Annotated in this window: 21 protein-coding genes; 9 read left to right on the top strand and 12 right to left on the bottom strand. The window is 72.5% G+C overall.

The genetic code is table 11. The features are described 5' to 3' along the window. Positions 1-30: 30 nt before the first annotated feature. Together BKA14_RS13240 and BKA14_RS43180 are read left to right on the top strand one after the other, a co-directional pair. A complete protein-coding gene (locus BKA14_RS13240; RefSeq protein ID WP_184951227.1) occupies positions 31-1,248 on the top strand; it encodes a polysaccharide biosynthesis protein in 1,218 nt (405 codons plus the stop codon). Between the two features lie 4 nt (positions 1,249-1,252). Next, on the top strand, positions 1,253-3,715 hold the full coding sequence (locus tag BKA14_RS43180) for a DUF5005 domain-containing protein (protein WP_203722632.1): 2,463 nt from the start codon (positions 1,253-1,255) through the stop codon (positions 3,713-3,715). Here the strand turns inward: BKA14_RS43180 and BKA14_RS13230 are convergent. Then, positions 3,712-4,452 (bottom strand): class I SAM-dependent methyltransferase, encoded by a 741-nt coding sequence (locus tag BKA14_RS13230; RefSeq protein ID WP_203722634.1) that lies wholly within the window; start codon positions 4,450-4,452, stop codon positions 3,712-3,714. The two genes, BKA14_RS43180 and BKA14_RS13230, sit on opposite strands and share 4 nt — an antisense overlap. A gap of 184 nt (positions 4,453-4,636) precedes the next feature. Between BKA14_RS13230 and BKA14_RS13225 the strand changes: the two genes are divergently transcribed. Genes BKA14_RS13225 through BKA14_RS13215 form a run of 3 tightly spaced genes read left to right on the top strand, consistent with a single transcriptional unit; the run spans position 4,637 to position 7,083 of the window. Continuing rightward, the gene (locus BKA14_RS13225) at positions 4,637-5,131 is read left to right on the top strand and encodes a hypothetical protein (RefSeq protein WP_184951226.1); all 495 of its coding nucleotides are present in this window, start codon (positions 4,637-4,639) and stop codon (positions 5,129-5,131) included. A 30-nt stretch (positions 5,132-5,161) separates the two neighbouring features. Next, positions 5,162-5,578 (top strand): LPXTG cell wall anchor domain-containing protein, encoded by a 417-nt coding sequence (locus tag BKA14_RS13220; protein ID WP_184951225.1) that lies wholly within the window; start codon positions 5,162-5,164, stop codon positions 5,576-5,578. Between the two features lie 20 nt (positions 5,579-5,598). Beyond that, a complete protein-coding gene (locus tag BKA14_RS13215) occupies positions 5,599-7,083 on the top strand; it encodes a hypothetical protein (RefSeq protein ID WP_184951224.1) in 1,485 nt (494 codons plus the stop codon). 75 nt (positions 7,084-7,158) lie between these two features. Here the strand turns inward: BKA14_RS13215 and BKA14_RS13210 are convergent, their stop codons facing one another. The 3 genes from BKA14_RS13210 to BKA14_RS13200 are packed head-to-tail and all read right to left on the bottom strand — an operon-like array spanning position 7,159 to position 11,270. Beyond that, positions 7,159-8,601, bottom strand: coding sequence for an MFS transporter (locus tag BKA14_RS13210; RefSeq protein WP_184951223.1), 1,443 nt, complete (start codon positions 8,599-8,601; stop codon positions 7,159-7,161). Positions 8,602-8,658: 57 nt separating this feature from the next. Beyond that, positions 8,659-10,326: a peptidase M16 family protein gene (locus BKA14_RS13205; RefSeq protein ID WP_184951222.1), complete on the bottom strand. Its 1,668-nt coding sequence runs from the start codon at positions 10,324-10,326 to the stop codon at positions 8,659-8,661. Beyond that, positions 10,317-11,270, bottom strand: a complete 954-nt coding sequence (locus BKA14_RS13200; RefSeq protein ID WP_184951221.1) for a hypothetical protein — start codon at positions 11,268-11,270, stop codon at positions 10,317-10,319. Before BKA14_RS13200 ends, BKA14_RS13205 begins: the two co-directional genes overlap by 10 nt. A 61-nt stretch (positions 11,271-11,331) precedes the next feature. Here BKA14_RS13200 and BKA14_RS13195 point away from each other — a divergent pair, with 61 nt between their 5' ends. After that, complete coding sequence (locus BKA14_RS13195) at positions 11,332-12,111, top strand: hypothetical protein (protein WP_184951220.1); 780 nt, start codon at positions 11,332-11,334, stop codon at positions 12,109-12,111. Positions 12,112-12,604: 493 nt separating this feature from the next. Here the strand turns inward: BKA14_RS13195 and BKA14_RS13190 are convergent, their stop codons facing one another. Together BKA14_RS13190 and BKA14_RS13185 are read right to left on the bottom strand one after the other, a co-directional pair. Next, positions 12,605-13,693, bottom strand: coding sequence for an IS110 family RNA-guided transposase (locus tag BKA14_RS13190; RefSeq protein ID WP_184951210.1), 1,089 nt, complete (start codon positions 13,691-13,693; stop codon positions 12,605-12,607). Positions 13,694-14,404: 711 nt separating this feature from the next. Beyond that, entirely contained in the window at positions 14,405-17,158 is a 2,754-nt protein-coding gene (locus BKA14_RS13185) for an FAD-binding and (Fe-S)-binding domain-containing protein (RefSeq protein WP_239093769.1), read from the bottom strand. A gap of 16 nt (positions 17,159-17,174) precedes the next feature. Between BKA14_RS13185 and BKA14_RS13180 the strand changes: the two genes are divergently transcribed. Beyond that, positions 17,175-17,966 carry a GntR family transcriptional regulator gene (locus tag BKA14_RS13180; RefSeq protein WP_239093770.1) on the top strand — a complete coding sequence of 264 codons (792 nt, stop codon included), beginning with the start codon at positions 17,175-17,177 and terminating at the stop codon, positions 17,964-17,966. A gap of 226 nt (positions 17,967-18,192) precedes the next feature. Further along, a complete protein-coding gene (locus BKA14_RS13175; protein ID WP_184951217.1) occupies positions 18,193-18,507 on the top strand; it encodes a hypothetical protein in 315 nt (104 codons plus the stop codon). Here BKA14_RS13175 and BKA14_RS13170 read toward each other — a convergent pair. Genes BKA14_RS13170 through BKA14_RS13155 form a run of 4 tightly spaced genes read right to left on the bottom strand, consistent with a single transcriptional unit; the run spans position 18,491 to position 23,283 of the window. Next, positions 18,491-19,648: an RNA polymerase sigma factor gene (locus BKA14_RS13170; protein WP_184951216.1), complete on the bottom strand. Its 1,158-nt coding sequence runs from the start codon at positions 19,646-19,648 to the stop codon at positions 18,491-18,493. The genes BKA14_RS13175 and BKA14_RS13170 overlap by 17 nt on opposite strands. Beyond that, positions 19,645-20,013, bottom strand: a complete 369-nt coding sequence (locus BKA14_RS13165; protein WP_184951215.1) for a YciI family protein — start codon at positions 20,011-20,013, stop codon at positions 19,645-19,647. The genes BKA14_RS13170 and BKA14_RS13165 overlap by 4 nt, the downstream gene beginning before the upstream one ends. A 12-nt stretch (positions 20,014-20,025) precedes the next feature. Beyond that, the gene (locus BKA14_RS13160; RefSeq protein ID WP_184951214.1) at positions 20,026-20,595 is read right to left on the bottom strand and encodes a dihydrofolate reductase family protein; all 570 of its coding nucleotides are present in this window, start codon (positions 20,593-20,595) and stop codon (positions 20,026-20,028) included. Positions 20,596-20,655: 60 nt separating this feature from the next. Next, positions 20,656-23,283, bottom strand: coding sequence for a putative bifunctional diguanylate cyclase/phosphodiesterase (locus tag BKA14_RS13155; RefSeq protein ID WP_184951213.1), 2,628 nt, complete (start codon positions 23,281-23,283; stop codon positions 20,656-20,658). A 223-nt stretch (positions 23,284-23,506) separates the two neighbouring features. On the opposite strand from BKA14_RS13155, the gene BKA14_RS13150 reads away from it, so the two are divergent. Continuing rightward, entirely contained in the window at positions 23,507-23,692 is a 186-nt protein-coding gene (locus BKA14_RS13150; RefSeq protein WP_184951212.1) for a Flp family type IVb pilin, read from the top strand. Between the two features lie 186 nt (positions 23,693-23,878). Here BKA14_RS13150 and BKA14_RS13145 read toward each other — a convergent pair whose 3' ends face one another. Next, positions 23,879-24,307 carry a TIGR03618 family F420-dependent PPOX class oxidoreductase gene (locus BKA14_RS13145; protein ID WP_184951211.1) on the bottom strand — a complete coding sequence of 143 codons (429 nt, stop codon included), beginning with the start codon at positions 24,305-24,307 and terminating at the stop codon, positions 23,879-23,881. Between the two features lie 145 nt (positions 24,308-24,452). Continuing rightward, a complete protein-coding gene (locus BKA14_RS13140; protein WP_184951210.1) occupies positions 24,453-25,541 on the bottom strand; it encodes an IS110 family RNA-guided transposase in 1,089 nt (362 codons plus the stop codon). Positions 25,542-25,647 lie beyond the last annotated feature (106 nt).

The following is a 25,647-nucleotide window of genomic DNA, read 5'->3' as shown; positions in this document are numbered from 1 at the left end:
CTGTATGCGACGAACGGCGGGAAGCAACCCATGAGCAAGGGAACAGCCGGGATCGGGGTGGCGGGGCTCGCGGTGACCGCGGCCGGGGTGCTGACCAACCTGCTCGGCTACGTGGTGCCGCTGATCGGCGCCCGCAAGCTGAGCGCGGCCGACCTCGGCGCACTGGCCACCATCCTCGCCATCACCGCGATCGCCGGCGTGGCCAGCACGGGCCTGCAGATCGCGGTGGCCGTGCACCGGGCCCGCCACGGCGCCTCCTCGGTGACCCGCTCGGCGCTGCTGACGGTGCTGGTGATCGCGGGCGCGCTGGCCGTGGCCCTGCCGGTCGCCGTGCTGGTGCTGCACCTGCCCTTCCTGGCCACCGTGCTGGCCGGCGTCTCCACCGTGGGCGTGGTGGCGGCCGGGCGCTGGCTCGGCGAGATGCAGGGCGACCAGCGGTTCATGTCGCTCGCCGTGGGCCTGGCCGTGCTGGCCGGCGGCCGCTACGGCGGCGTGGTCATCGGCCTGGCCGCCGGGCTCGGGCTGACCACGGCCCTGCTGCTGGGCGCGGTCACCGCCGTGCTCGTGCTGCCCGTTCTGCACCTGCTGGCCCGCCGCCCCGGCGTGGTCGCGGCGGGGGAGCCGCTGGCCGCGCGGGCGGTGCTGACCGCGGGTGGCGCCACCCTGGCCATGCTCGTCGTCTCGTACGCCGACCTGCTCCTGGCCCGCCGGTTCCTGCCGGTCGACGCCTCCGGGGCCTACTCGGTCGGCACCGTGCTCACCAAGGGCGCGCTGTGGGCGCCGCAGGTCGTCACCATCCTGGCCCTGCCCCGGCTGGCCCAGTCCGACCGCCGCACCCTGCGGATCGCGCTGGCGCTGGTCACCGCGTGCGGGGTCGTGCTGGTGGCGGGGGCCGCGGTCGCCGGTGGGCTCGCGTTCCGGCTGGCCGGCGGCCCCGACTACGTCGAGCTGGGCCGGTACGCGCCGATCTTCGCGGCCACCGGGGCCGTCTACGGCGTGCTCTTCGTGCTGGTCAACGCGCAGGTCGCGGCGGGCGCCAAATGGCCCTCGGCGCCGCTGTGGGTCTGCGCCGCCGGGTTCGTCCTGGCCGCCTGGCTGGTGCTGCCGCACACGCTGCCCGGCATCGCGTGGGGCGCGCTGGGCACCGCGGTGATCTGCCTGGCCTCGACGTCCGTCCTGGTCGGACTGCGGCTGCGGACCGCCGTTACCGCGCCGCGACCCGAGCATGCAACGCTGTCGATCGATTGAACGGGTGGACGGGGGTCCCTGGGTGCGGTTCGCGATGCGGTGGCTGCTCGCCGCCTGGACGGTCGTGGTGCTGCTGGCGGTGGCGGCCGCGGCCGGCCCGCGGGTCGCGCCGGAGGATCCCGGCGGCACGTCCGCGGCCGGTCTGACGGCGCTGTTCCAGCGGTACGGCGACACCTCGGGCGACTGGCTCGGCGCCGACCGCACGGCCTCGGTGCCCCTGCCCGACGGTCGCCGGCTGTGGCTGTTCTCCGACACCTTCCTGGGCCGCCCCGATCCCGGCGGCGCCCGGCCGCGCTCGGCGTCGCTCGTGCACAACTCGGCTGTGGTGCAGGACGGCGGCAAGCTCACGACGCTCACCGGCGGCAGCCCGGGCCGCCCGGCATCGCTGTTCTCCACCGGCGACGACGGCGAATACCACTGGGTCGGCGACGCGTCGGTGCTCAGCGACCAGGTGCAGGTGCTGGTCAACCGGATCAAGCGAACCGGGCCGGGCCCGCTCGACCACGTGCTGGCCGCCACCGACCTGGCCACCCTGGCCCTGCCCACCTTCGCCGCCGGACGGGTGCGCCCGCTGCCGGTGGGCGACAAGGTCTCGTGGGGCTCCGAGGTGATGACCGACGGCGCCTACACCTACATCTACGGGTCCGAGGCGGCCGGTCAGATGAAGTTCGCCCATGTGGCCCGCGTGCGCGGCACCGACCTCGGGCAGCCGTGGGAGTTCTGGACCGGCCGGGCCTGGTCCGCGGCGGCCGGCGAGTCGGGGCGGCTGCTCAGCGGCGTCGGCACCAGCTTCGGCGTGCGTAAGGTGGGCGACCGGTACGTGCTGGTGACCCACGAGAACAACCTGATGTTCAGTGCGGACTTCGTGGCCTACACGGCCACCGCGCCGACCGGGCCGTTCGAGGGGCCGCACTACCTGTTCCGCGCGCCCGAGCCCGACGCCGGGCACATCGTCTACGACGCGGACCTGCACCTCGACCTGAGCCGGCCGGGCTCGCTGCTGGTGTCGTACAACGTCAACGACCTGGACGAGGCCGTCGCGTACGCCGACGCGTCGATCTACCGCCCCCGGTTCTTCGAGGTGCCGTGGCCGCCCCGCGTCGCCGGACAGCTGCCCCCGGCCCCGGCCGAGGTGGCCGCGGCCCCGGACGGTTCCGGGACGGCCCGGGTGACGTGGAAGACCGAGGGCGGGCGGGACTACCGGGTCTACCGGCGCGACGTGACGGCCGGGCAGACCCATTTCGTCCGGCTGCCGGGCAACGCCCCCGGCAAGTTCGAGTTCCTGACCAACGGTCACCGGTACGAGTTCGCGGTGTCCGCGGTGGACAAGCGTGGCGAGGGCGCGCTGTCCCCGGTGGCCGGCATGACCGCGACCGTGCCGCCACCCCCGGCGCCGGCGATGGTGCGGGCCGAACCGGACAACGCCGGCAAGGTGACGCTGCACTGGACCGAGGTGCCGTTCGTCCAGCTCTTCAAGCTCTACTACCGCGACCTGACCACCGGGCAGCGCGGTCGCACGGCGGCCGGCGCCTACCCGGGGCAGAGCGCCACGATCGGGCCGCTGCGGCACGGCCACGAGTACGAGTTCACCGCCGTGGCTGTGGGCGGCGGCGGGGACAGCGTGCACTCCAAGGGCGTACGGGCCACGGTCGTGGTGGCCACCCCGCCCGCGCCCGGGACGCCCAGCGCGCAGACCCGCCCGGACGGCACCGTGCTGCTGTCCTGGCCGCAGGTCGCGCCCGGGCTGGCGTACAAGATCTATCAGCGGGACGCGACCGCCGGCACCACCGACTGGGGTGTGCCCGGCATCTCCCGGACGACGCAGTTCCGGTCCCGGCCGCTCGAGCACGGGCGCGAGTACGAGTTCGTGGTGGCGGCGGTCAACGACGGCGGGGAGGGCACGCGGTCACCCGTCGTGCGGGTGCGGGCCCAGCTGGCGCCGCCCGGCGACGCGCCCACCCGGCTGCGGGCCGAGCCGCGCGGCACGGCCGTCGAGCTGAGCTGGCGGTCCCGGCAGACATGGCACTGGATCTACCGGCGCGACGTCACGGCGGGGGAGAAGGACTTCACCCGCGAGGAGGTCGGGGCGCAGGGGCGCGAGGCCACCCTGCGCAACCTCGTCGCCGGCCACGAGTACGAGCTCAAGGTGGCGGCCTTCAACCCCGGTGGGGCCGGTCCGCAGTCCTCGCCCGTACGGGTGCGGGTGGGTTCGGCCCTGCCGACCGGCCTCGCGGTGGTGGCCACCGGCCCCGGAACGGCCCGGCTGACGTGGCAGGAGATCCGCTCGGACGTGCTCTACCGGATTCAGGTGCGCGACGCGTCGGCGGGCGAGCAGTGGCGCACCGATCCCTATCCGGTCGACGGCAGCACCTACGAGGCCATCATGCTGATCGCCGGGCATCAGTACGAGTTCCGGGTGCAGCTCGACGACCTGACCACCGAACCGGTGTCGGTGACGGCCCGTTAGTTCTTGCGCAGGACGAGCGCGAGGTTCCAGGAGAGGACCTCGCGCGCGGCCGGGACCCGGAGGATCCACTGCGCCCACGAGGGGTGATAGCGGGCCAGGGCGTCGAGCTGGGTGGCCTGCCGGGTGGTGCGGGCCCACTTCAGGGCGGCGCCGACCGAGTACGGGTGCAGGCTGTGGCGGTACTTGTTCTTCGGCGGCTTGCCGTGGCGGCGCTCGTAACGGCGGGCCGCGTAGTGGCCGCCGAAATAGTGCCAGGGAGCCGTCTCGTGGCCGCCCCACGGCGAGAGCCACGGCGTGAACGAGGCGTAGATCAGCCCGCCGGGGCGCGTCACCCGGACCATCTCGTCGAGCATGCGCGGCGGGTCGGGCACGTGTTCGAGCACGTTCGAGGAGTAACAGACGTCGACCGATCCCGTACGGATGGGGAGCTCCATGCCGCTGGCCCGGAGCGCGCCGACCGCCGTGTCCTCGCCCCCGACGCCGGACGCCATGTCACCGGCGTCGGGCTCCAGCCGGACGTAGCGGGCGCCGGCCTTGCTGAACGCGTCGGCGAAGTAGCCGGGGCCGCCGCCCACGTCGAGCACGAGTTGATCCCGCAGCGGGCCGTACCGGCCGAGCTGGCCGACCGAGTCCCGGGCGAGCGCGGTGTAGAACCGGTCGGGGTCGGTCTGCTCGACGAGGAAGGCCTGGAAGAGCGTGATCGAGCGCTGGAGGGTGGCCTTGTGCGGCTCGGTCACCTGCGGTCTCCTCTGGTTGGCGGCTCACGCAATCTACCGGCGGGTAACTACGGTGACAACCGTCCGCGCCGACGAAAAGTCCACTGTTGACGGAAACGTCTGGCGGGACACACGGGCTCGGCCGGCGTGGGTAGGCTCCGGCGCCTCAAGTCGATCCCTGTCGTTCTGAAGGAGCCTCCCCACCGTGTCAACCGTTCGCCGTCTGCTCGGCCTGGCCTCGGCGGCCGCTCTTGCCGCCGCGCTCGTCCCGGCGCCCGCCCACGCCGCGCCGCCCACGGACCCCAACGCCATCCTGGCCGCCGGTCCTGCGCCCAAGACCTTCCAGGCCGAGGCGAACAAGTGGGTCAACGAGACGATGGAGGTGCGCAACGACGGTGACAAGCCGCTGAAGGTCGTGCTCCACGTCGAGACGCGGGGCCTCTGGTTCGCCTCGAGCTACATCACCTGCAAGTACACCGAGAGCATCCCCGGCGGCAAGATCCCGGACCTGACCGACACCGGGGAAGCGCTCTGCGAGGTGCCGAACCCGATCGAACCGGGCGGCTCGTACAAGCTCAGCGGGGGCTTCATCCGGGTCCACCCCAAGGCCCCGGCCGGCGCCGAGTACTCCTACCGCTTCACCTGGTACACCAGGGACTACGCGGACGCGCAGGGCCCGACGTGGCTCGGCCGCGACTAACTGACCCGGGCCGGCTTCCACACCCTGCCCATGATGGTGAAAGCGACCCCGGAGACGCCGTACACCGGCGACAACAGCAGCTCGGGCAAGGTCGTCGTCATCCCCACCGTCGAGACCCCGCCCACCACGCCGCCGGCCACCCCGACGCCGACGGCCACCCCGACGCCGACGGCCACTCCCACCACGACGGTCGCGCCGACCCTGCCGCCCGGCGACGGCGAGGAGGAGCCCGCGAACCCCACGCCGACGAGCAGCTCCCCGGCGGCTCCGACGGCTGTCCCGGCCACTCCGGCCCCGGGCGGCGCGGGCGGCGGTGACACCGGTGGCGGCCTGCCGCTGACCGGCACCAACGTGGCCTTCATGGGTGGCGCGGGTGCGCTGCTGCTGATCGGTGGCGCGGTGGCCTTCCTGCTGGCCCGTCGCCGCCGGACCTCGTTCTCGGCCTGACGTCGCTAAGATCGCCGGCCATGCGTCCTGAACGAATCCTGGCCGGCGTGGCGGCTCTGGCGGCTGTCCTCGGGTTGGCGGCGGTCACCCTCCCCGCGGGGGCGGAGACCGCCGCTGCCCCGTCCGCGGGGGTGGCGGCCGCCGCCGATCCCTACGTCTTCTCCCGAGCCGACGTCGGGTTCTCCGAGGGCGCGGCCACCACCGGGCTGGTCGGCCGGCTCGACGCCATGGACGCGTACGCCGGTGACCGCAAACCGGTGCTGCGGCTCGACCTCGACTGGTGGGGCGTGCAGGATTGTGCGACCTGCGCGCCCGACTTCGGCCGGCTCGATCCGATCGTCGACGCGGCGAACGCGCGGGACATGCGGGTGCTGCTCATCCTCGGCTACGCGCCGCCGTGGGCCAACGGCGGGCACGCCGGCGACAAATGGTTCCCGGTGGCCGACACGACGTGGCGGTCGATCGTCGACGCCACCGTGACCCACTTCGCGGGCCGGGTGCAGGCGTACGAGGTCTGGAACGAACCCAACCTCACGGACAAGGCCAACTACGGCGACGGCAGCGCCGCGGCCCGGCGCCTGCGGTACTGGCAGCTGACGAAAATCGCGTACGAGCAGGTGCAGGTGCGGTGCGCCTCCTGCACGGTGCTGGCCGGCGCGTCCGGTGGGGCCGGCGGGGCGGACGAGCCGGCGGCCTGGCTCGACTGGGCCTACGCCAACGGCTACGGCAAGACGTTCCACGCGGTCACCCACCACCCGTACCCGGCCTGGAGCAACGGCCGCAGCCCGTCCCGGCCCGAATGCGCGAACCGGTGGTGGGCCATGTTCGGGCCGCCCGACGAGAAATGCGGTGAGCTGGCCGCCGTCCGGGCCGTGATGGTCAAGCGCGGCGACGGCTCGAAGAAGATCTGGGGCACCGAGTACGGCTACCCCTCGAACGTCGTTCCGGCCGCTGACCGCCGGGATCACCTCGAGGAGGGCGTCCGGATGTGGCGTGCGCTCGACTACACCGGACCGCTGTTCGTCTACTCGTACGCCGACAGTCCCTCCTGCGCCGCGGGCTCGGCCGACCCCGAGTGCCACTTCGGCCTGACCGACACGGCCGGCCGGCCCCAGCAGCCCGCTTACGACGCCGTGAAGCTCGCCCTGACCGACAGTTTCCAGCGCACCCTGGCCCCCGGCCGGTCGCTGCACCGCCAGTCGGCCCTGCGCTCCAGCGACGGCCGCTTCCAGCTGTGGCTGCAGGGCGACGGCAACCTCGTGCTCTACCTGGGCAGCACGGTGCTCTGGTCGAAGACGGGCCTGAAGGCCATCCGCCTGACCAACCAGAACGACGGCAGCCTCGCCCTGTTCGACGGCGCCGGCACCAAGGTCTGGTCGACGCCCACGGCGGGCCGGGGCCCGTCCGACCTGAACCTGCAGAACGACGGCAACCTGGTCCTCTACCCCCGGTCGACCCCGCTGACGGCATCCTGGTCAACCGGCACGTGGGGGCACAAAGCCTGATCCATTGGCGCCGTGGCCGGCCGGTCGTTGACAGACGGCAGGCGCTGCCCGGGGCAGCCCGGTCGGTGAACGCGGTCAGGTGAGGGCCGGCGCCGGCTCGGATCTGCCGATCAGCTCCGCGGCCGTGCGGTCGGCAGTGGAGCGGGCCCAGCGTCCGGTCGTGAGCAGGCCCAGCGCGAGGACGGAAAGGCCGCAGCCGACGACGATCCACCAGCCTGCGTGGCTGGCCCGGGCGAACTCGTCGGCCACGGGCCCGGTGATGCCGGAGATCACGGCGGCGCCGATCACGGCAACGCCCAATGATCCGCCGACCTGGCGCGACGTCGACGCGATGGCGGCGGCCACCCCGGCCTGGGAACGCGGCATGCCGGACACCGCGGTGTTCGTGATGGGCGCGTTGACCAGGCCGAAACCGATGCCGAAGAACAGGTAGCAGCCGATCAGCAGGCCGGCGGGGGTGGTCTCGGTCAGCTGGGTCAGGGGCAGCATGGCCAGGGTCATCGCGGTGCCGGCCAGAATCAGCGGCAGCCGGGTGCCGCGGGTGCCGACCAGGCGGCCCGACAGGGGAGCGCAGACGGCGGTCATCGCGGCCATCGGCAAGGTGTAGAGGCCGGCGTGCAGGGCCGACAGACCCCGTACGTCCTGCAGGTAAAGGGTGTTCAGGAACAGGAAACCGGCCAGGGCCCCGAACGCGGAGACGGCGATCAGGGTGGCCCCGCTGAACGGGACGCTGCGGAAGAAGCGCAGATCGAGCAGCGGTTCGGCGCGGCGGGGCTCGTAGGCCAGCAGGCCGGCCAGGGCGGCCGCACCCACGGCGAAGCACGCGATGATCTCGGGCGAGCTCCAGCCCGCGCCGGGGCCCTCGATGATCCCGTACGTGACCGAGGCCAGCAGGATCAGCACGAGCGCCTGACCCAGCGGGTCGATGCGGCGCGGCTCGGGGGCGCGCGACTCGGGGACGAACAGGGCGGTCAGCGCGATCGCGGCGATGCCGACGGGGACGTTGAGCCAGAAGATCGAGCGCCAGCCCAGCGACTCGACCAGCACGCCGCCGACGAGCGGGCCGAGGGCCATGCTGAGGCCGACGACGCCGCCCCAGACCCCGATCGCGCGGGCCCGCTCGCGGGGCTCGGTGAACGTGTTCGTGATGATCGACATGGCGACCGGGTTGAGCATCGAGCCGCCGACCGCCTGCACCATGCGGAAGGCGATCAGCCAGCCCAGGCCGGGTGCGACGCTGCACAGCAGGGAACCGAGCGTGAACAGGGCCAGCCCGGTCTGGAACGTGCGCCGCCGGCCCACCCGGTCGGCCGTGCTGCCCGCGAGGATCAGCAGGCTGGCCAGCACGAGCGTGTACGCGTCGATCACCCACTGCAGGCCCGACACCGACGTGTCGAGATCGGTCCGCAACGCCGGCAGCGCGATGTTCACGATGGTGTTGTCCAGCCCGACGATGAACAGGCTCAGACAGCAAATGGCCAGAACAAGCGCACGGCGGCGAGGGCTGAGGTCGGGCACTCTGCATTACTACCGCTCAGCGGCCGCTTCCACCCCGAGCCTGGCAGGTACTTAACGTCACAATCTATTTCGCCGTACGGCCCGGACGGCCATGTAGACGAAGAAACCGCCCACCAGGAGGCCACCCACGCCGCCCTGACGGGCGTCGTCGTCGAGCGGGCCGCTCAGCACAAGGACGCCGCCCGCGAAACAGGCCAGGGCCAGCAGTGCCCACAGCGCGGCGACCAGGAGCTGGCGGCGGCGCTGCGGGGCCACGGTGGCCCGGCGGGGCTGCGGGATCGACCGGGGGTCGCGGGCGGGCATCGGGACGCGCAGGTGAGGCGGGACGTGATCGTCCAGGGCCCGGACGGCGTCGGCGCCGTTGCGGTAGAGAGTGGGCTCGAGCGTCACCGACGTGGCGTCCAGCCCCACGAACAGGCGGCGGCCGTCCGGCCAGGACAGCACGGCGGCGCAGGCGTCCAGCCGTACGGTCGCGGAACCGGAACGGCCCACCGCGCTGATACCCTCCGGCCCGGCCAGGATGGTCTCGGCGTGCCCGGCCCGGGCCCGGTACGACACCCCGGCCACGGGGGCGGGACTGGTCTCCACGGCGGGATAGACGCCGGTGGCGGCCCCGCCGTGCGCGTGCGGCGGCGTCATCAGCAGGCCGGTGCGCTCGGCGGCCTGGCCGCAGGCGACGACATCGGCGACAGTGACGGCGGCCAGACCGGCGGCCAGCTCGTCGGTGGTGCGCAGCGGGCGGCCGGTCAGCACCTCGCGGGCGAACCAGGGCAGCCGGGCCGCGTCGACGCCGGGGTGGCGCAGCGCCTCGAGGCGGCGGGCGACGGCACCGGTGACGTCGCCGGGCTCGATCCGCCCGGCTCGCACGGCCCGCAGCACCTGGGCGAAACCGCCCAGCACGGCGTCCTGCTTCTCGGGCAGCGCGTCGGCCAGCGCCGTGATCACCGCCCCGCCGTCGCCGCGCGGGCTGTACTCGGTGCGTACGGTGTAGGAAAGCCCGCTGTCGTGGCGCAGCTCGCGATACATCACCCGCTCGAGCGCGTCGCTGAAGACGGCCGCGGCGTCGCTCTCGGCGACCACGCTGTCCCACGCCACCGCGTCGGCCGCGCCGCCGTACGACGCCGGTGTCACGGGCAGGGCGGACGACGGCGTGGGCATCGGTTCCCGTACGCCGGAAGGAAGCCGCAACCGCAGGCCGCCCGGCACGTCACCCCCGGTCACCCAGAGCACAGCGTTGTCCCGCGTGAAGAAGCGGGCCGTCCACCGGCGCACGTCGTCCGCGGTGATCGCGTGCAGGCCCCACTCGGGCATGCCGGGCAGGCCGTAGTCGTGAGCGCCGTGCCGCCACACCGCCAGCGAGCCCAGGACACCGGTGCCGTGCGTCGCCGCCTCCGTACGGAGAACGCCCTTCTCCGCCTCCAGCCGGGCCAGCGGCGGCGCGGCCAGCGAGTCGCACACCGCGGTCAGGAAACGGGCCACCTCCTGCTCGCTGCCCTGCACGTGGAACGACGTGAAAGCCGCGGCCGTGCTGCCGTTGTGGTGGTAGTCGCCGTGGCCCAGCGGGTGCAGCACCAGATGCTCGATCAGGTGGGTGATGCCGCTGCGGGGCAGAGTCTCGTCGGCCTGCCCGACCCGGAAGACCAGCCCGGCCCGCACCGGCCCACCCGTCGCCGGGGCGACCACCGCCGGGATGCCGTCGACCTCGGTCCGCCGGATCATCGCCACGCCCCCGCACGCTTGCGGTACTTGCGGATCTGCCACGTGGGGACACCCAGGTACTCCCACGGCTGCGTGGTGGCGACGTTGCCGAGCAGGCCGAACAGATGCCCCGCGCCGCGGTCGTCGCCGAGCAGAGCGAACACCATCGCGAACGAGCTGGCCGCCCACTCCCAGCCGTACCACCGGCGGAACTCGGGACTCCACACCGAGCGCTGCGCGGCGTCGTACAACTCAGCCCGTACGGCCTCTTGCTGCAGATATTTGCGGAAGGCGCCCGCCGTCATCGCCTCGTGCTTGACGCCGGCGTAGCCGTGCTCGATGTGCGCGTCGGCCACCAGCCCCGCCTGCGGGAACCCGGGCGGCGCAGCCAGCATCTGCTCGCGGGCGAAGGAGTGCACCAGCTCCCACGAGCCGCCCCACTTCGGGCACAGCTGCTGCACCATCGACTGCTGGGCGGGCAGATGATGCGGGTCGGCCAGCCGGCACCGGTCGTAGCGCCGCAACACCTCGCTCCGACCCACCTGCAGGCCGCGGCCCGAGATCAGCAGCTCGTGCCACACCGCCGGGTCGCGCGGGTTGACCACCGACGCCTCCAGCAGCACGGCCTCGGCCTGGCGCAGCCACTCGTGGAACTTCGCGAACTGCCGCCGGCTGACCTGATCGGCCGAAGCCGCCGTACGGATCCGCCAGCCCACGACGATCAGATGCGCCCCCAGCATCGCGGCGGCCGTCGTGTCGGCCGGGTCCGCTCGGACCACGGCGGTCAGGAACTCGGCGTCCTGCTGCTCCTCGCCGCACGTGTGAATGATGCCGCTGCGCAGACCGGGCGGCGTCGCGTCGAGCAGCCGGCGCACGCCCGGCCAGTCGCGCGCCTGCATCGCGGCCCGCGCCGGGGCGAACTCCGGATAAGCCGCGCCCGGGTCGAGAAGAACTTCGGGCCCACCAGACACGGCGGCAGCATAATCGACGTCCGCCGATCATTGGGGGCACGTGTCTAGACTGCGGGCTCCTATGAAGATCCTCCCGCCCGAGTGGACCGGGCACCGCCGCCCCCGCCGCATGCTGTTCGGCGTCCTGTACCTCGGCGCGCTGGCCGCGCTGGCCCTGACCGCCGCCGGATGGCAACTGCTCTACGACGACGCCGGGCAGGCCGTCTTCTTCGGTGCCCTGGCCGTGTTCCTGGGGCATCTGGCCGCGCTGTGCCTCTTCGGCTACCGCGGCACCCGGCGCCGCCCCGGCACTTCCGGCATCCGGCGCACGGCCGCGGGCCTGATCTTCCCGTACGCCGGGGGAGCGACCTACCTCGTGGCCGCCACCCTGTTCCTGACCACGGCGGCCGCGGCCGGGTACGCGACCGTGGCCGCCCAGCGCGGCACCTGGCTGATCGCGGCCCTGTTCGGCGTGATCGCCCTACCACTGCTGGTGCTGCTGATCGTCATCCTGCGGATGGTCCCGGGCGAAGTCGTGATCGGACCGCGGGGCGTGCACCACCGCGGACTGACATTCACCCACTTCATCCCATGGATCGCCCTGACCTCGGCCACCCCGGTGTGGCGGCGCGGCCCGATGATCGCGGTCAGCTTCGTGGGTTCCCCGGACACCCGCTCCCGCGACTTCCTGGGCCGCCCCATGACAACCCCCGAAACCATCAGCGGGCGCTGGCTGGCGGCGGACCCCGGGATGGTGCTGGGGGCGTTGAAGCATTACATCGCACACCCGGAACATCGGTGGGAGCTGACGACCGACGCCGCCATGGAACGCATCACCGGCGAAGGCGAACAGCGGCCCTGACACGGCGCGCAGGGCCTGTACGGCGGTTCGCTCTTGCTCGTACGGTCCGGACTTGGCTCGCCCGGCCGGCGCTCCGATCGCACCGCCTCGCTCCGGTTGTGCAGTCAGCACGGGGCGCCCGGCCCGCGCTCTGCTCCGACGGTCCGCTCCGCTCCAACGGCGCCCTGGTCCGCTCGTCCGGTTCGCTCCGAGGGCGGTCCGCTCCGACAACGGTCCGCTCCGCTCCGACGGCGCTCCGCTCGTCCGGTTCGCTGCGATGGCGGTCCGGTCCGCTCGTCCGGTTCGCTGCGATGGCGGTCCGCTCCGACGACGGTCCGCTCTGTTCCGACGACGGTCCGCTCTGTCCCGACGACGGTCCGCTCCGGTTGCGTGGTCAGCGCTCTGTGGCGTAGTCCGCTCCGGTCGCATAGCCCGCCCTCCCAGGGGGCCACCGCCAGTCTCCATTGTTCCGGATGTTCGCGATCTTCGGGAGGACGTCTGATGCTCCTGTAAGTCAAGTTGTGGATAACTGGTGCGGGAGTGTTGTTTTTTGCAGGGCGTGGTGGCGCAGGGCTTGTTGGACGTGGGAGAACATGTCGCGGGCTATGTAGCGTTTGAGGCAGCGTTTGATGTCGCGTGGGCTCAGGCCTTGGGTGGTTCTGCGTTCGATGTAGGCGCGGGTGGCTGGGTGGTGCTGATACCGGCTCAGGGCGATGGTGTGTAAGGCCCGGTTGGCGTGGCGGTCTCCGCCGCGATTAAGGCGGTGCCGGTCGGTGCGTCCGCTGCTGGCGGGTAGGGGTGCGGCGCCGCAGAGCATCGCGAAAGCGGCTTCGGAGTGCAACCGTTGTGGGTTGTCTGCGGCGGTGATCAGTAGTTGCGCGGCGCTGACCGGACCGACTCCGGGCTGCTCGAGCATGCGTGGGGCGAGGTCACGCAGGATCAGTTGGAGGTCGAGGTCGGCCTCGCGGATCTCGGTCGCCAGGTGCTGGCAGCGGCGGGCCAGCCGGCGTAGCGCCAGGATGGCTCCGCTGGTGGGGTTGGTCATGTCGAAGCCGGGCTTCAGCGCAGCCGCCACGGTGATCAACCGGCCGATGGGTAGCCCGGTGAATTGGCTGCGTAACGGCTCGGGTGCGGTCCGGGACATGGCGATCAGCGCGTTCTTGGCCGCGGTGTGGGCGCGAACCGCGCCGGCACGGGTGACGGTGATCGCGCGCAGTGTCTCGACGATGCCGTTGCGAGTTTTCGCGATGGTGGTCGCGGTGCCGGCCAGCACTGATCGGGCGGCGGCCTCGGCGTCAACAGGGTCACTCTTGCCGCGCCGGCGGCGGGTCCTGCGGTCGCTGCGGTCGACGTCGAGCACGGTGACAGCTTCCTGGTGCAGGTGACGCGCCAAGCCTGCGCCGTAGCTGCCGGTGCCTTCGACGCCGACTGCCCGGATCGGTCCGTGGCTGCGCATCCAGGCCAGCAGTGTTTGATAGCCGGCCACATCGGCAGGGAACTGCTCACGGCCGAGCAGCCGCCCGGTCTGGTCGATCAGCGCGGCGGTGTGGGTGTCAGCATGGGTGTCGACACCACCGATGACCTCGATGGTTTGTTCTGGCATCGTGGATCCTGCTGCCCTTCATTGGTGTGAACCGGGTGGCACACCGCCGGGCAGGGGTGGACAGCACGTTGACGGGGCTTCTAGCCAAGCTCCTGTTAAGTCACATTCCCTGCCTGGTGGTGGCCTCGGCGACGGCCGACAGCTCAGCCGAAAGGCAGCCGTACGGACGCCTGGGGAACACGGGTCAGACCATCACCGAAGACCCACCCAGTTCTACCGCGGACGCCATGTGGACAACGAGTCAAGACCCGCCGCCGAGGCCCATCCAGCATCTCAACGTGGACAACCCGCCATTGTGGATAACCGCATGATCGGCCGGGCTCGGTCCACGCTGCCGATTCTGAAGCCAGGGGAGCGGTCGAGTACACGTGGGCGGGAGAGGGCAGGCGCAGCCCGGGGTCGCGCGCCCGCGATCGAGAACGGTCAGCGAGCCGCAGTCAGGCGCTGAGTCGACCGCAGGACGATTCGCCGAGCTGGCCGCGGCCGGGCAACCAGCGGCCAATCTGTCAGCCTAGCCTCCTAGGATGCCCAACACGCTGTGCGGAGTGCCGCTGCGAGCCGGGCCGCGGCAAGCAAACAGCTGATCTGATCGTCTGCGACAACCACTGCCGAGCGGCAAACCGGCCTCAGCAGCCCCCGAACTGAGGCTGCCGCCGGCGGGCCGCAGGTGAATCCGCGCAGCAGATCGGTGGGTGTGCGCGCCGGCCGAGGTCAGCGGTCGAGCAGCTGGGCCAGGTGGACCGCGGGGCGGTGGCGGAGGTCGGCGACCTGGGTGCGGCACGAGAAGCCGTCGGCCAGGACCAGGGCGTCGGGGGCGGCGTCCAGGGCGGGTAGCAGCTGTTGTCCGGCGACCGCTACGGAGACCTCGTAGTGACCGATCTCGACGCCGAAGTTGCCGGCCAGGCCGCAGCAGCCGGAGAGGCGTTTGATCCGGGCGCCGGAGGAGGCCAGCAGGTCGGCGTCGGCTTTCCAGCCCAGCACGGCGTGGTGGTGGCAGTGGGGCTGGGCGATCAGGGACACGTCGGAGAGGTCGGGCGGGGTCCAGCCGGGGGTTTCGGCGAGGAGTTCAGCCAGGGTGCGCACCGAGCCGGCCACGGCGGCGGCCGCGGGGTGGCCGGGCAGCAGCTCGTGGATGTCGGAGCGCAGGACGGCCGTGCACGAGGGTTCGATGCCGACGATGGGGATGCCGGCCCGGGCGTCGGGGGCCAGTGCATCGACCGTACGGGAAAGAATCTTTTTGGCCGAGTCCAGCTGGCCCGTGGTGATCCAGGTCAGGCCGCAGCAGACCTGGCCGGAGGGGAGGCGGGGTTCGTAGCCGGCGGCGCGCAGGACGCGGACCGTGGCCTCGGCGACCTCGGGGGAGAAGGCGTCGGAGAACGAGTCGGCGAACAGCACGACCGGGGTGCCGGTGCCGGCCGGCTTGAAGGTGCGGCGGAAGGGGCGCCGGGCGAAGGCGGGGACCGAGCGCCGTTTGTCGACGCCGGCCAGCCAGAGGGCGAGGCGGCGGACACCGGGCAGGCGGGTGCCCAGGTTGGCCAGGCGCGGGGTCCAGCCGGCCAGGCGGGACCAGAACGGCAGCCGGCCCAGCGTGTAGTGCGATCGGGGGCGCAGGCGGCCGCGGTATTTCTGGTGCAGGGCCTCGGATTTGTAGGTGGCCATGTCGATGCCGGTGGGGCAGTCGGAGGCGCAGCCCTTGCAGGACAGGCACAGGTCGAGCGAGTCGTGCACGGACGGGTGCGACCAGGGCAGCTCGCCGCGGACGACTTCTTGCAGCACGCGGGCGCGGCCGCGGGTGGAGTCCTTCTCCTCGCGGGTGGCCAGGTAGGACGGGCACATCACACCGCCCGCGGCCGAGTTGTCGGCGCGGCATTTGCCCACGCCGGTGCAGCGGTGCACGGCCTGCGCCAGGTCGCCGCCGTCGTGCGGGTAGGCCAGTGCCAAGCCCCGGAGCGGGTACGAGGCGGGGCGCACGGAGGCGTCGACCGGGTCGGGGTCGACCAGGACGCCGGGGTTGAGCAGGTTGCCGGGGTCGAACGCGTGCTTGATGCCGGCGAACAGGGCGATCGCGTCCGGCGAGTACATGTGCGGCAGCAGTTCGGAGCGGGCCCGGCCGTCGCCGTGCTCACCGGAGAGGGAGCCGCCGAACTCGCCGACCAGTTTGGCCGCGCCGACCAGGAACTCGCGCAGCACCTTGGTGCCGCCGGGCTGGTCGAGGGGGAAGTCGAGCCGCACATGCATGCAGCCGTCGCCGAAGTGGCCGAAAGGCGCCGAGCTCATCCCGTACGTGGCCACAAGCTCGTCGAAGCGGGACAGGTACGCGCCCAGCTTCTCGGGCGGGACGGCCGCGTCCTCCCAGCCGGGCCAGGCGGGACGGTCGGCGGGGGAGCGCCCGGCCAGGCCCGCGCCGTCCTCGCGGATGCGCCACAGCCGGGCCTGTGTGGCCGGGTCGGTGACGACCAGCGCGTCGTCGGCGATCCCGTCGGCCGCGAGCTTGCGCGCCCGCGCCTCGACCTCACCCAGGTCGTCGCCGGCCAGTTCGACGAAGAGCCAGGCGCCGCCGCGGGGCAGCGGGGGCACGGCGGCCGGGCCGCGCCGGGCGCGCAGCACGTCGAGAAGCCGCGAGTCGAGACCTTCGCACGAGGTGGGGCCGTGGGCCACGACGGCGGGGGAGGCCTCGCCGGCGGCCACGATGTCCGGGAAACCCAGGACCACCACGACCCGTACGGGGGAGTCGACGACCAGACGCACGGTGGCCCGGGTGATGACACCGAGCGTGCCTTCGGAGCCGACCAGGGCCTGGGTCAGGTCGAAGCGTTCGGGCAGCAGATGCTGGACGGCGTAACCCGAGACCTGGCGGCCGAACGTGTCGAACTCCGTGCGCGCGGTGGCCAGGTGTTTCTGCATCACGTCGCGGACGTTCTGCACGACGACGCCGTCCGGCTTCGTCGTGTCCAGCCGGTCACCCGCCGCGGTGAGCATCTCCAGCGCGACGACGTTGTCGGAGGTGCGCCCGTACGCCAGTGACCGCGACCCGCAGGCGTTGTTGCCGATCATGCCGCCGATCGTGCAGCGCGGGTGGGTCGACGGGTCGGGCCCGAACCGTACGCCGTGCGGGGTGGCCGCTTTCTGCAGCACAGCGTGCACGGTGCCCGGCTCGACCACCGCCGTGCGAGCAGCGGGGTCGATCTCGAGCACCCGGTTGAGGTGGCGGGAGAAGTCCAGCACGATGCCCGGCCCGATGGCGTTGCCCGCCACCGACGTACCCGCGCCGCGCGAGGTGAACGGGGTGCCGGTCTCGCGGGCGATCGCCAGCGCGGCGGCCACCTCGTCGACGTGCCGGGGGCGCACCACGGCCAGCGGCGGGATGCGGTAGAGCGAGGCGTCGGAGGCGTACATGCCCCGCGTGCCGGCGTCGGACCGCACTTCGAGCCCGGCCTTCTCCAGTGCACCCACCACGTCGCTCATAGGTAACATGTTACTCGTGCCGCAACTGAGCCTGCCGCCCGAGGTGCCGAGCCGGGCCGTGCCGCCCGAGGGACCGGGAAGCGGTGGGCCGGTGCAGGGCGTGCCGTCGGAGGGACCGGGAAGCGGTGGGCCGAGGCTGAGCCTGCCCGCCGGCGCCCCCTCCCTCGCCGACGCCGTCGCTAAGGCCGTGCGCGACGGGGTCGCCGCGGGTCAGCTCGTGCCCGACCGGACGTATTCGGTGTATCAGCTGGCCGACCTGCTCGGCGTCTCGCGCAGCCCGGTCCGCGAGGGCATGTTGCGGCTGGCCGAGGCGGGCCTGGTCGAGATCCGGCGCAACCGCGGCTTCCGGGTGCTGCGTCCGCGGGCCCACGACGTCGAGGAGATCGTCGAGATCAGGTTGGCCCTGGAGCCCGCCGCAGCCGCCAAGGCCGCCCTTTCCGGTACGGACGAGGAGCACGCGACGGTGCGGGAGGCGCTGGCCGCGATGGCGTCGGCGGTGGCCCGCGGGGATGAGGCCGCGTTCTGGCCGGCCGACCGGGCCCTGCACGACCTGCTGCTTCGTACGGCCGGGAACAACCGCTCGGCCGCGATCGTGGCTCAGCTGCGTTCGGCCACGGCGCTGCTCGGCCCGCCCACCACGGCCAGCGGCCGCACCCTGGCCGAGATCCACGCCGAGCACGAGCCGGTGGTGATGGCCGTGCTGCGCCGCGACGGGCCCGCGGCCGAGGCCGCCATGCGCGCCCACCTGGAGTCGACCGGCCGCCTGCTCGTCGCGCGCATCGGCAACGAGCCTCAGGGCGTGAGGTAGCCCCGGGAGAACGCGGCGGCCACCGCGGTCACCGCCTCCGCGCCGTCGCCGGCCTCGCCAGGTGCCGCCGCCGGGTCGCAGTACGGCAGGAGTTCGAGGACCGGCGTGGCCTTGCTCTCCCAGCGGTCGAACTCCTTGCGCAGTTCGGCCTCGATGCTCGCGGGTCCCCACTTCCCGGCGTCAGGAGCGGGGTCCCGTCATGGTGGCATGTGCGCCAGAATGAGGAATGCCTCGCCTGAACAAGAACATCCTGTCGTACAAGTCGAGCAATTCCGTTCTCAGCGCGTATTCCAAGGATTCCATTCTGTCGCTCGGCTCGTACGGGTCGATCCTCTCGGTGCTCTCGTACGCGTCGGTGCTGTCGGTCGCGTCGCTCGCATCGTTCGGGTCCGTGCTGGCCATCGGCTCGTTCGGCTCGGTGGTGGCGATCGGCACGGTCGGGGCGTTCCGGGCCACCGGCTCGTACACAGCGGCCGGGGTCGTCTTCGTGGTCGCGTCGGCCGTGGTGGTGCTGGTGGGCGCGATCATCCGGAGGCGCTGATCCGCGCGGTCAGGAACGCCGCGACGTCGGCGTCATCGGTGAGAGCGGCCGCTTCGCGGTAGGCGGCCGTGGCGTCGCGGCCCGCCCGGGCGAGCAGGTCGGCGCGGGCCGCCCAGTAGGGCTGGAACTGTCCGGCGCCGCCCGGCAGTGCGGCCAGGCCCGCCTCGGGGCCGTCGAGCCGGCCCACCACTGTGGCCGCCGCGACCCGCGCACCAAGGCTGGGTGCGACCGTGAGCAGGGCCGCGTACAGGGTGCGCAGGGCCGGCCAGTCGGTGCCGCCGGTCCGGCCGCGGTCACAGTGGACGGCCTGGATCGCCGCCTCCAGCTGGAAACGCCCGGGCGGGCCGCCGGGCCGAGCGCGCCGCAGGTAGGTCTCGGCCTCGCCGATCAGGGCCGCGTCCCAGTCGGCCGGGTTCTGCTGGTCGAGCGGCACGAACGAGGACCGGCGCCGGGCCAGTGTGAACGTGGTCAGCGCGGCCAGGCCCCACGCCTCGGCCTCGGCGCCCAGCAGCGCGGCCAGGGTGACCGCCAGGTACTGCGCCTCACCGATGTCACCGCGCCACGCGATGGCGGCGCAGCCGTAGACCGCCTCCAGCACCGGGGGCAGCCGCTCGGGCATGGCCCGCCGGTCGGGCACGGCGAACGGGATGCGGGCCTGTTTGATCCGCTTCTTGGCCCGGACCAGCCGTTGCGCCATCGTCGCGGGCGGCACGGCGTACGCGCGGGCGATCTCGGCGGCCTCGAAGCCGAGCACGGTCTGCAGCATCAGGGGGGTACGGGCGGGTTCCTCGATGGCCGGGTGCGCGCACACGAACAGCAGCTCGAGCCGCTTGTCGCCGATCGCGTACGGGTCGTGCTCCTCGAGCGGGCCGGTGAGCGAGCTGTCCTCGGTGAGCGGGGCAGTGGCGGGCTTGCGCCACGCGTCGCGCCGGCGGTTGCGGGCCACGGTGAGCAGCCATCCCTCCGGGTTGGCGGGCACGCCGGTCGCGGGCCACCGGCGCAGGGCCTGCTCGAACGCCGCGGCCAGCGCGTCCTCGGCCTGGGCGAGGTCGCCGTCGGGCGCGGCCAGCAGGGCGACGAGTTTGCCGTACGAGGCCCGTGCGGCCCGTTCCGCGGCGGCGCGCGCCTCGTCCGAGCTCACCTCCACACACCGTCCACGAGGTGGGTGGCACCGGGGCGGATCTCGACCGTGCCCCACTGCGCCTGCGGGGCCTGCCCGGCCCACGCGATCGCCGCGTCCAGGTCGGGCACGTCGATCACGATCGTGCCGCCGAGCTGCTCCTTGGTGTCGGCGAACGGCCCGTCCTGCACCTGCGTGACACCGTCCCGCACCCGTACGGTGGTGGAAAGCTCGGACGTGTGCAGCACCTCGCCGCCGAGCAGGACGCCCGCCGCGTGCAGGGTCGCCGCGTAGGCCGACATCGCCCGCTGCCCCTCGGCCAGGACCTCGGGGCCGAGCTCGTCGGCGGTCGCCTCCTGGTAGTGAAAAAGCAGCGTGTAGCGCATGTCGGCCCCTTTTCAGCGAACAGCGTACCGGGCGATGATCACGCCGGTGGTGGTCGGAATCGAGCGTTCCAGCGTCAGGTTCGCGGGCTCGCCGTCCGCGAACAGTTTCGTGCCCGAGCCCAGGACGATCGGGTGGATCTGCAGCACGTACGTGTCGATCATCCGCGCGGCGTGCAGAGCGCGGATCAGCTCCCCGCTGCCCATGATCGTCAGTCCGGTCTCCCGGTGCGCGGCCACGGTCTCGACGGCCTCGCCGACCAGCAGTTCGGTGCTGGGGTAGGCCGCGGTCGTGCCCGCCGAGCGGGTGACGACCAGCTTGCGCGCGCCGACCAGCACGTCGGTGAACGGGTTGGGCCGCTCGGTGCCGGTCCAGAAACCGAGCAGGTCCTCGTACGTGCGGCGGCCGAACAGCAGCGCCCCGTCCCGGCGGCTCATGCCCTCGGCCGCGAAGGACATCGACACCTCGTCGGCGTACCCGTCGGCCCACCCGCCGTGCGCGAAGCCGCCCCGGTCGTCCTCGCCTTTGCGGCCCGGCGCCTGCATCACGCCGTCGAGGGTGACGTTCTGAAAAACGGTGATCATGGGGTGTCCTCTCGTCGGTGCCGGGAGATGACGCATCCGCCCGCCGCCGATCGACAGGATCTACACACGAAGGTGTTCGAGCACTGCCTCGAGGTGTTCGGCGGGCATCGGGCGGGCCAGCAGGTCACCCTGCCCCAGCCGGCAGCCCGCGGTGCGCGCCGTGTCGAGATCCATCGCGTCCTCCAGGCCGTGCGCGATGACCTCCATGCCGAGCCGCCGCCCGAGCGTCACGGCCACGTCCATCACCGCGCCGGCCTGCCGGAACGTCTCGACCGGGTCGGCGAACACCGCACGGTCGATCTTCAGCAGGTCGATCGGCAGGATCCGCAGCCGGCTCAGCGACGTGGGCCCGGTGCCGAAGTTGTCGACCGCGGTTCGTACGCCGGCCGCGCGCAACCGGCCGAGCTGGGCGGCGATGTCCTCGACCGGTGGCTGGTGGGCGTCCTCCCGTACGTCGGACAGGTGTTGCTCGGCGATCTCGATGACCAGCGCGGAATGGGGCAGGTCGTGGTCCTCCAGGGTGGTGTCGAGGGTGGCCTGGAAGGCCGGGTCGACGAGCTGGCGCGGGCGCACGTTGACGGCCAGCCACAACGTGTCGTTGAACTGCCGCCACCGGGCCAGCAGCCGGCACGAGCGCTGCAGCACCGCCTGCTCGACCTGGCTGTGCAGTCCCAGATCCTCGGCCACGGCCTGCAACTCGTCGGCCGGCACCGCGCCGAGCTGGGGGTGCCGCCACGTGGGCAGGGCCTCCACCCCGACCGGGCGGCGCCCGTCCAGCTCGAGCACGGGCTGGTAGTGCACGTCGATCTCGCCCCGGTCGACCGCACCCGGCAGGTCCTGCTCCAGCGTCGAGCGGCGCAGCAGGCGCGTCTCCATCTCGGCCTCGTACCACTCCACGGCGCCGGGCGGCCCCGACCGTACGGACCGCAGCGCGAGCGCCGCCCGGCGGATCACCTCGTCGGAGTCGTGCTCGTCGCTCACGTCGGCCAGCCCGCCCCACGCGGACAGGTGCGACACCGTGCCGGCCGTCATGTAGGGCGCCGACAGCGCGTTGACCAGCTGACCGGCGAGCAGGTGGGCCCGTACGGCGCCGCTGTGGGTGAGCACCGCGAACCGGGTCTCGCCGATCCGGGCCGGGATGTCGGCCCCCGCCACCTGCAGGCGCAGTCGCCGGGCCGCCTCCACCAGCACCAGCTCGGCCAGGTCGCGGCCGCGCACGTCACCGATCGCGGTCAGCCCGCCCAGCTCGACGACGATCATCGCGCCGGCGTCGGGGATCAGCTCGGCCGCGCGGACCAGGCCGTCCCGGTTGGCCAGCCCCGTCTGGTGGTCGAGGTGCGCCGACTCGCGCAGTGCCTGTTCCAGGTCGCGCATGTTGGTGACGTCGCGGACGTGCACGACCAGCGTGTGCCCGGCCTCCGCGGGGTCGGCGCCGCTGGTCGTCCACTCGGTCTCGCGCCACCGGCCGAAACCGTCACGCAGCCGGACCGGGAGGCCGTCGTCGCCGTCGGACTCGGGGCCGGTCATCCGGGTCAGCAGGTACGCGTGCACGTCCTCGACCTGGTCCGGGTGCACCAGCGCGGACACCGCCCGGCCCAGCACCTCCTGATCGGACAGTCCGAACTGGCGCGCCGTGGCAGCCGACTGCCAGCGCACGGCCAGGTTGGAGTCGAGCACCAGGGCCACGTCGGCCGAGCCGAACATCAGGCTGCGCAGCCGGTTGCCCTGATCGGCGAGATGCCCGGCCTGGCGGCGCAGCGCCACCGACGACACCCACTCCCGTGCGGCCACGGCCGTGATCGCCACCGAGCCCAGCGCGATCGATGTCGCGTCCAGCCCGCCGCCCTGCAGCAGGTGATAGACGGTGACCAGGGCCGAGCCGAGCACCGGGAGCGCGAGCAGCGGGAAACCGGCCGACGGTTCGCTGCCCGGCGGCGGCAGCGGGCTCTCGTCGGGCGACAGTCGCACCGAGCCGTGCCAGAGCAGCACGGCGGCCACGTTGATGGCGGCCGCGGCGACCACGGCGGCGATTCCGGCGTTCGCCTCGTCCGGGTAGTCCATGCCGATGACCAGCGCGGTCAGACCGATCAGGGCCAGGGCCGCGGCCGGGCCGCACCACTGCAGGGCGGCCCGCTGCCGCAGCGCGTGCACGCCGTTGACCGCGGCCGTGGCGGCGGCGCTGCCCCCGCAGATCAACGCGGTGATCGAGGCCCCGCGGCGTTCGCCGTCGGAGTTGAACAGCAGCATCCACGACGCGAAGAGCAGGCAGCCCGCCACCGCCAGCACGTCCAGCCCGATCCGCAGCTGGGCCAGCGAGTCGCGGCGCTGGTGCGGCCGCAGGATCGCGGGCAGCAACGTGATCGCCACCAGGAACAACGCCACCAGCGGGATCTCGGCCGGCAGGGGCACCCCGCCCACCAGCACCCCGGGCGCCACGAGCGTGGCGACCCCACTGGCCGCACCGGCCACCGCGGTCAGGCCCAGCCCGCCGGCCAGGGCCAGCACACGCAGCCGGGGGCCGGCCGCCCGGCCCGTCCGGGCCGCGCGCACCATCACCGCGGCCGTCACGGCCACGCCGGCCGTGAGGAAACCGGCCACGGCGCGCGGTTCCAGCAGGATCAGCGCGGCGATCACCGACGCCGTGACCACGAGGGCGCCCGTGGCGAGCACCACCGGCCGGGATGCCATCAATGTCGTCCAGATAGTTCTCGGGGGTGAACTGGTCCGTACCCGCTCAACGAGCCGGCACCGAAGAGGTTACGGCCATCCTGTCACTCCCGTCCCGCGCGTCCTATCCCCCGTCCCGCCGACACGGGCGCACCCCATTGGCAACCCGTACGGCACTCAAACGCGGGGGCGGCAAGCCGATGGGTCCGGGCGTAGGACGCTTGACTCTTGGGGGGACACGAGCATGCATCACATCGCCGCATATATTCAGGCCCGGCTGCGCACCCGCGACGACGAGGGCGCCACCGCCGTCGAGTACGGCCTGCTGGTCACGCTCATCGCCATCGCGCTGATCGCCGGGGCCACGATCTTCGGCGGGAAGATCAGCGACCTGTTCACGACCGTCGGCAACAAACTGGTCGTGCCCTGACCCGTGCACCCTCAGCCGGTCGTCCTTCGGGGCGGCCGGTTTTCTCATCACCGATTGTGCAGATCGCCGAGAACGTCAACGCGGCCGCCATCGGCCTGGACGACGCCCCGCAGGGCTACCAGGACTTCGACCGGGGCGCGGCCAAGAAATACGTGCTGGACCCGCACGGCATGGTGCGCTCGCTGATCAGTTGCTGTAGACCCGGGTGGGGCCGAGCAGCACCGCCGTGCGCCGCTGCTCGGCCATCACCCGGTCGTACTCGTCCCAGTCCTCATGCGTGCCCCCGGCCGCCGTGAACACCTCCCGCAGCAGCAGCCGCACATCGACGCCGTCGACCGGGTCGTCCGGCCCGATCAGCTCGGCCTCACCCTCCACGGTGGCCCACTTCCACCCCGACCGCACCGACACGGCCAGCTGGGGGCGCGCCCGCAGGTTGCGCAGCTTCACCCGGCCATAGGTCACGAAGGCCAGACCCCGTACGCCGGTCAGCGGGTGCGCCAGCACGCCCGCGTTCACCAGCGACGCCTGAATGGTCCCGTCCGCCCGCAGCGTCGAGACGGTCACCAGCCCCTGCTCGGCCCGCGCCAGCTCCGCGAAGTCGTCCAACGTCGTCATACCGGAAACCTAGCCCGTCCGCGGACGAGCCGGTCGGTAGCTGGAACAGAGGCCCGCCCCACCGGGGGACCCCCGCCCTCGCCCATTTTATCGAGGCAGGGCGATCTTGGGACGCGGCGACGGCTCGGGCTGATGCTCCTGTAAGTCAAGTTGTGGATAACTGGTGCGGGAGTGTTGTTTTTTGCAGGGCGTGGTGGCGCAGGGCTTGTTGGACGTGGGAGAACATGTCGCGGGCTATGTAGCGTTTGAGGCAGCGTTTGATGTCGCGTGGGCTCAGGCCTTGGGTGGTTCTGCGTTCGATGTAGGCGCGGGTGGCTGGGTGGTGCTGATACCGGCTCAGGGCGATGGTGTGTAAGGCCCGGTTGGCGTGGCGGTCTCCGCCGCGATTAAGGCGGTGCCGGTCGGTGCGTCCGCTGCTGGCGGGTAGGGGTGCGGCGCCGCAGAGCATCGCGAAAGCGGCTTCGGAGTGCAACCGTTGTGGGTTGTCTGCGGCGGTGATCAGTAGTTGCGCGGCGCTGACCGGACCGACTCCGGGCTGCTCGAGCATGCGTGGGGCGAGGTCACGCAGGATCAGTTGGAGGTCGAGGTCGGCCTCGCGGATCTCGGTCGCCAGGTGCTGGCAGCGGCGGGCCAGCCGGCGTAGCGCCAGGATGGCTCCGCTGGTGGGGTTGGTCATGTCGAAGCCGGGCTTCAGCGCAGCCGCCACGGTGATCAACCGGCCGATGGGTAGCCCGGTGAATTGGCTGCGTAACGGCTCGGGTGCGGTCCGGGACATGGCGATCAGCGCGTTCTTGGCCGCGGTGTGGGCGCGAACCGCGCCGGCACGGGTGACGGTGATCGCGCGCAGTGTCTCGACGATGCCGTTGCGAGTTTTCGCGATGGTGGTCGCGGTGCCGGCCAGCACTGATCGGGCGGCGGCCTCGGCGTCAACAGGGTCACTCTTGCCGCGCCGGCGGCGGGTCCTGCGGTCGCTGCGGTCGACGTCGAGCACGGTGACAGCTTCCTGGTGCAGGTGACGCGCCAAGCCTGCGCCGTAGCTGCCGGTGCCTTCGACGCCGACTGCCCGGATCGGTCCGTGGCTGCGCATCCAGGCCAGCAGTGTTTGATAGCCGGCCACATCGGCAGGGAACTGCTCACGGCCGAGCAGCCGCCCGGTCTGGTCGATCAGCGCGGCGGTGTGGGTGTCAGCATGGGTGTCGACACCACCGATGACCTCGATGGTTTGTTCTGGCATCGTGGATCCTGCTGCCCTTCATTGGTGTGAACCGGGTGGCACACCGCCGGGCAGGGGTGGACAGCACGTTGACGGGGCTTCTAGCCAAGCTCCTGTTAAGTCACAT

It is taken from the genome of Paractinoplanes abujensis, from assembly GCF_014204895.1.
Lineage (GTDB): Bacteria > Actinomycetota > Actinomycetes > Mycobacteriales > Micromonosporaceae > Actinoplanes > Actinoplanes abujensis.
Note: the sequence above shows the minus strand (reverse complement) of the source record. Positions and strands in the feature narration are given on the sequence as shown.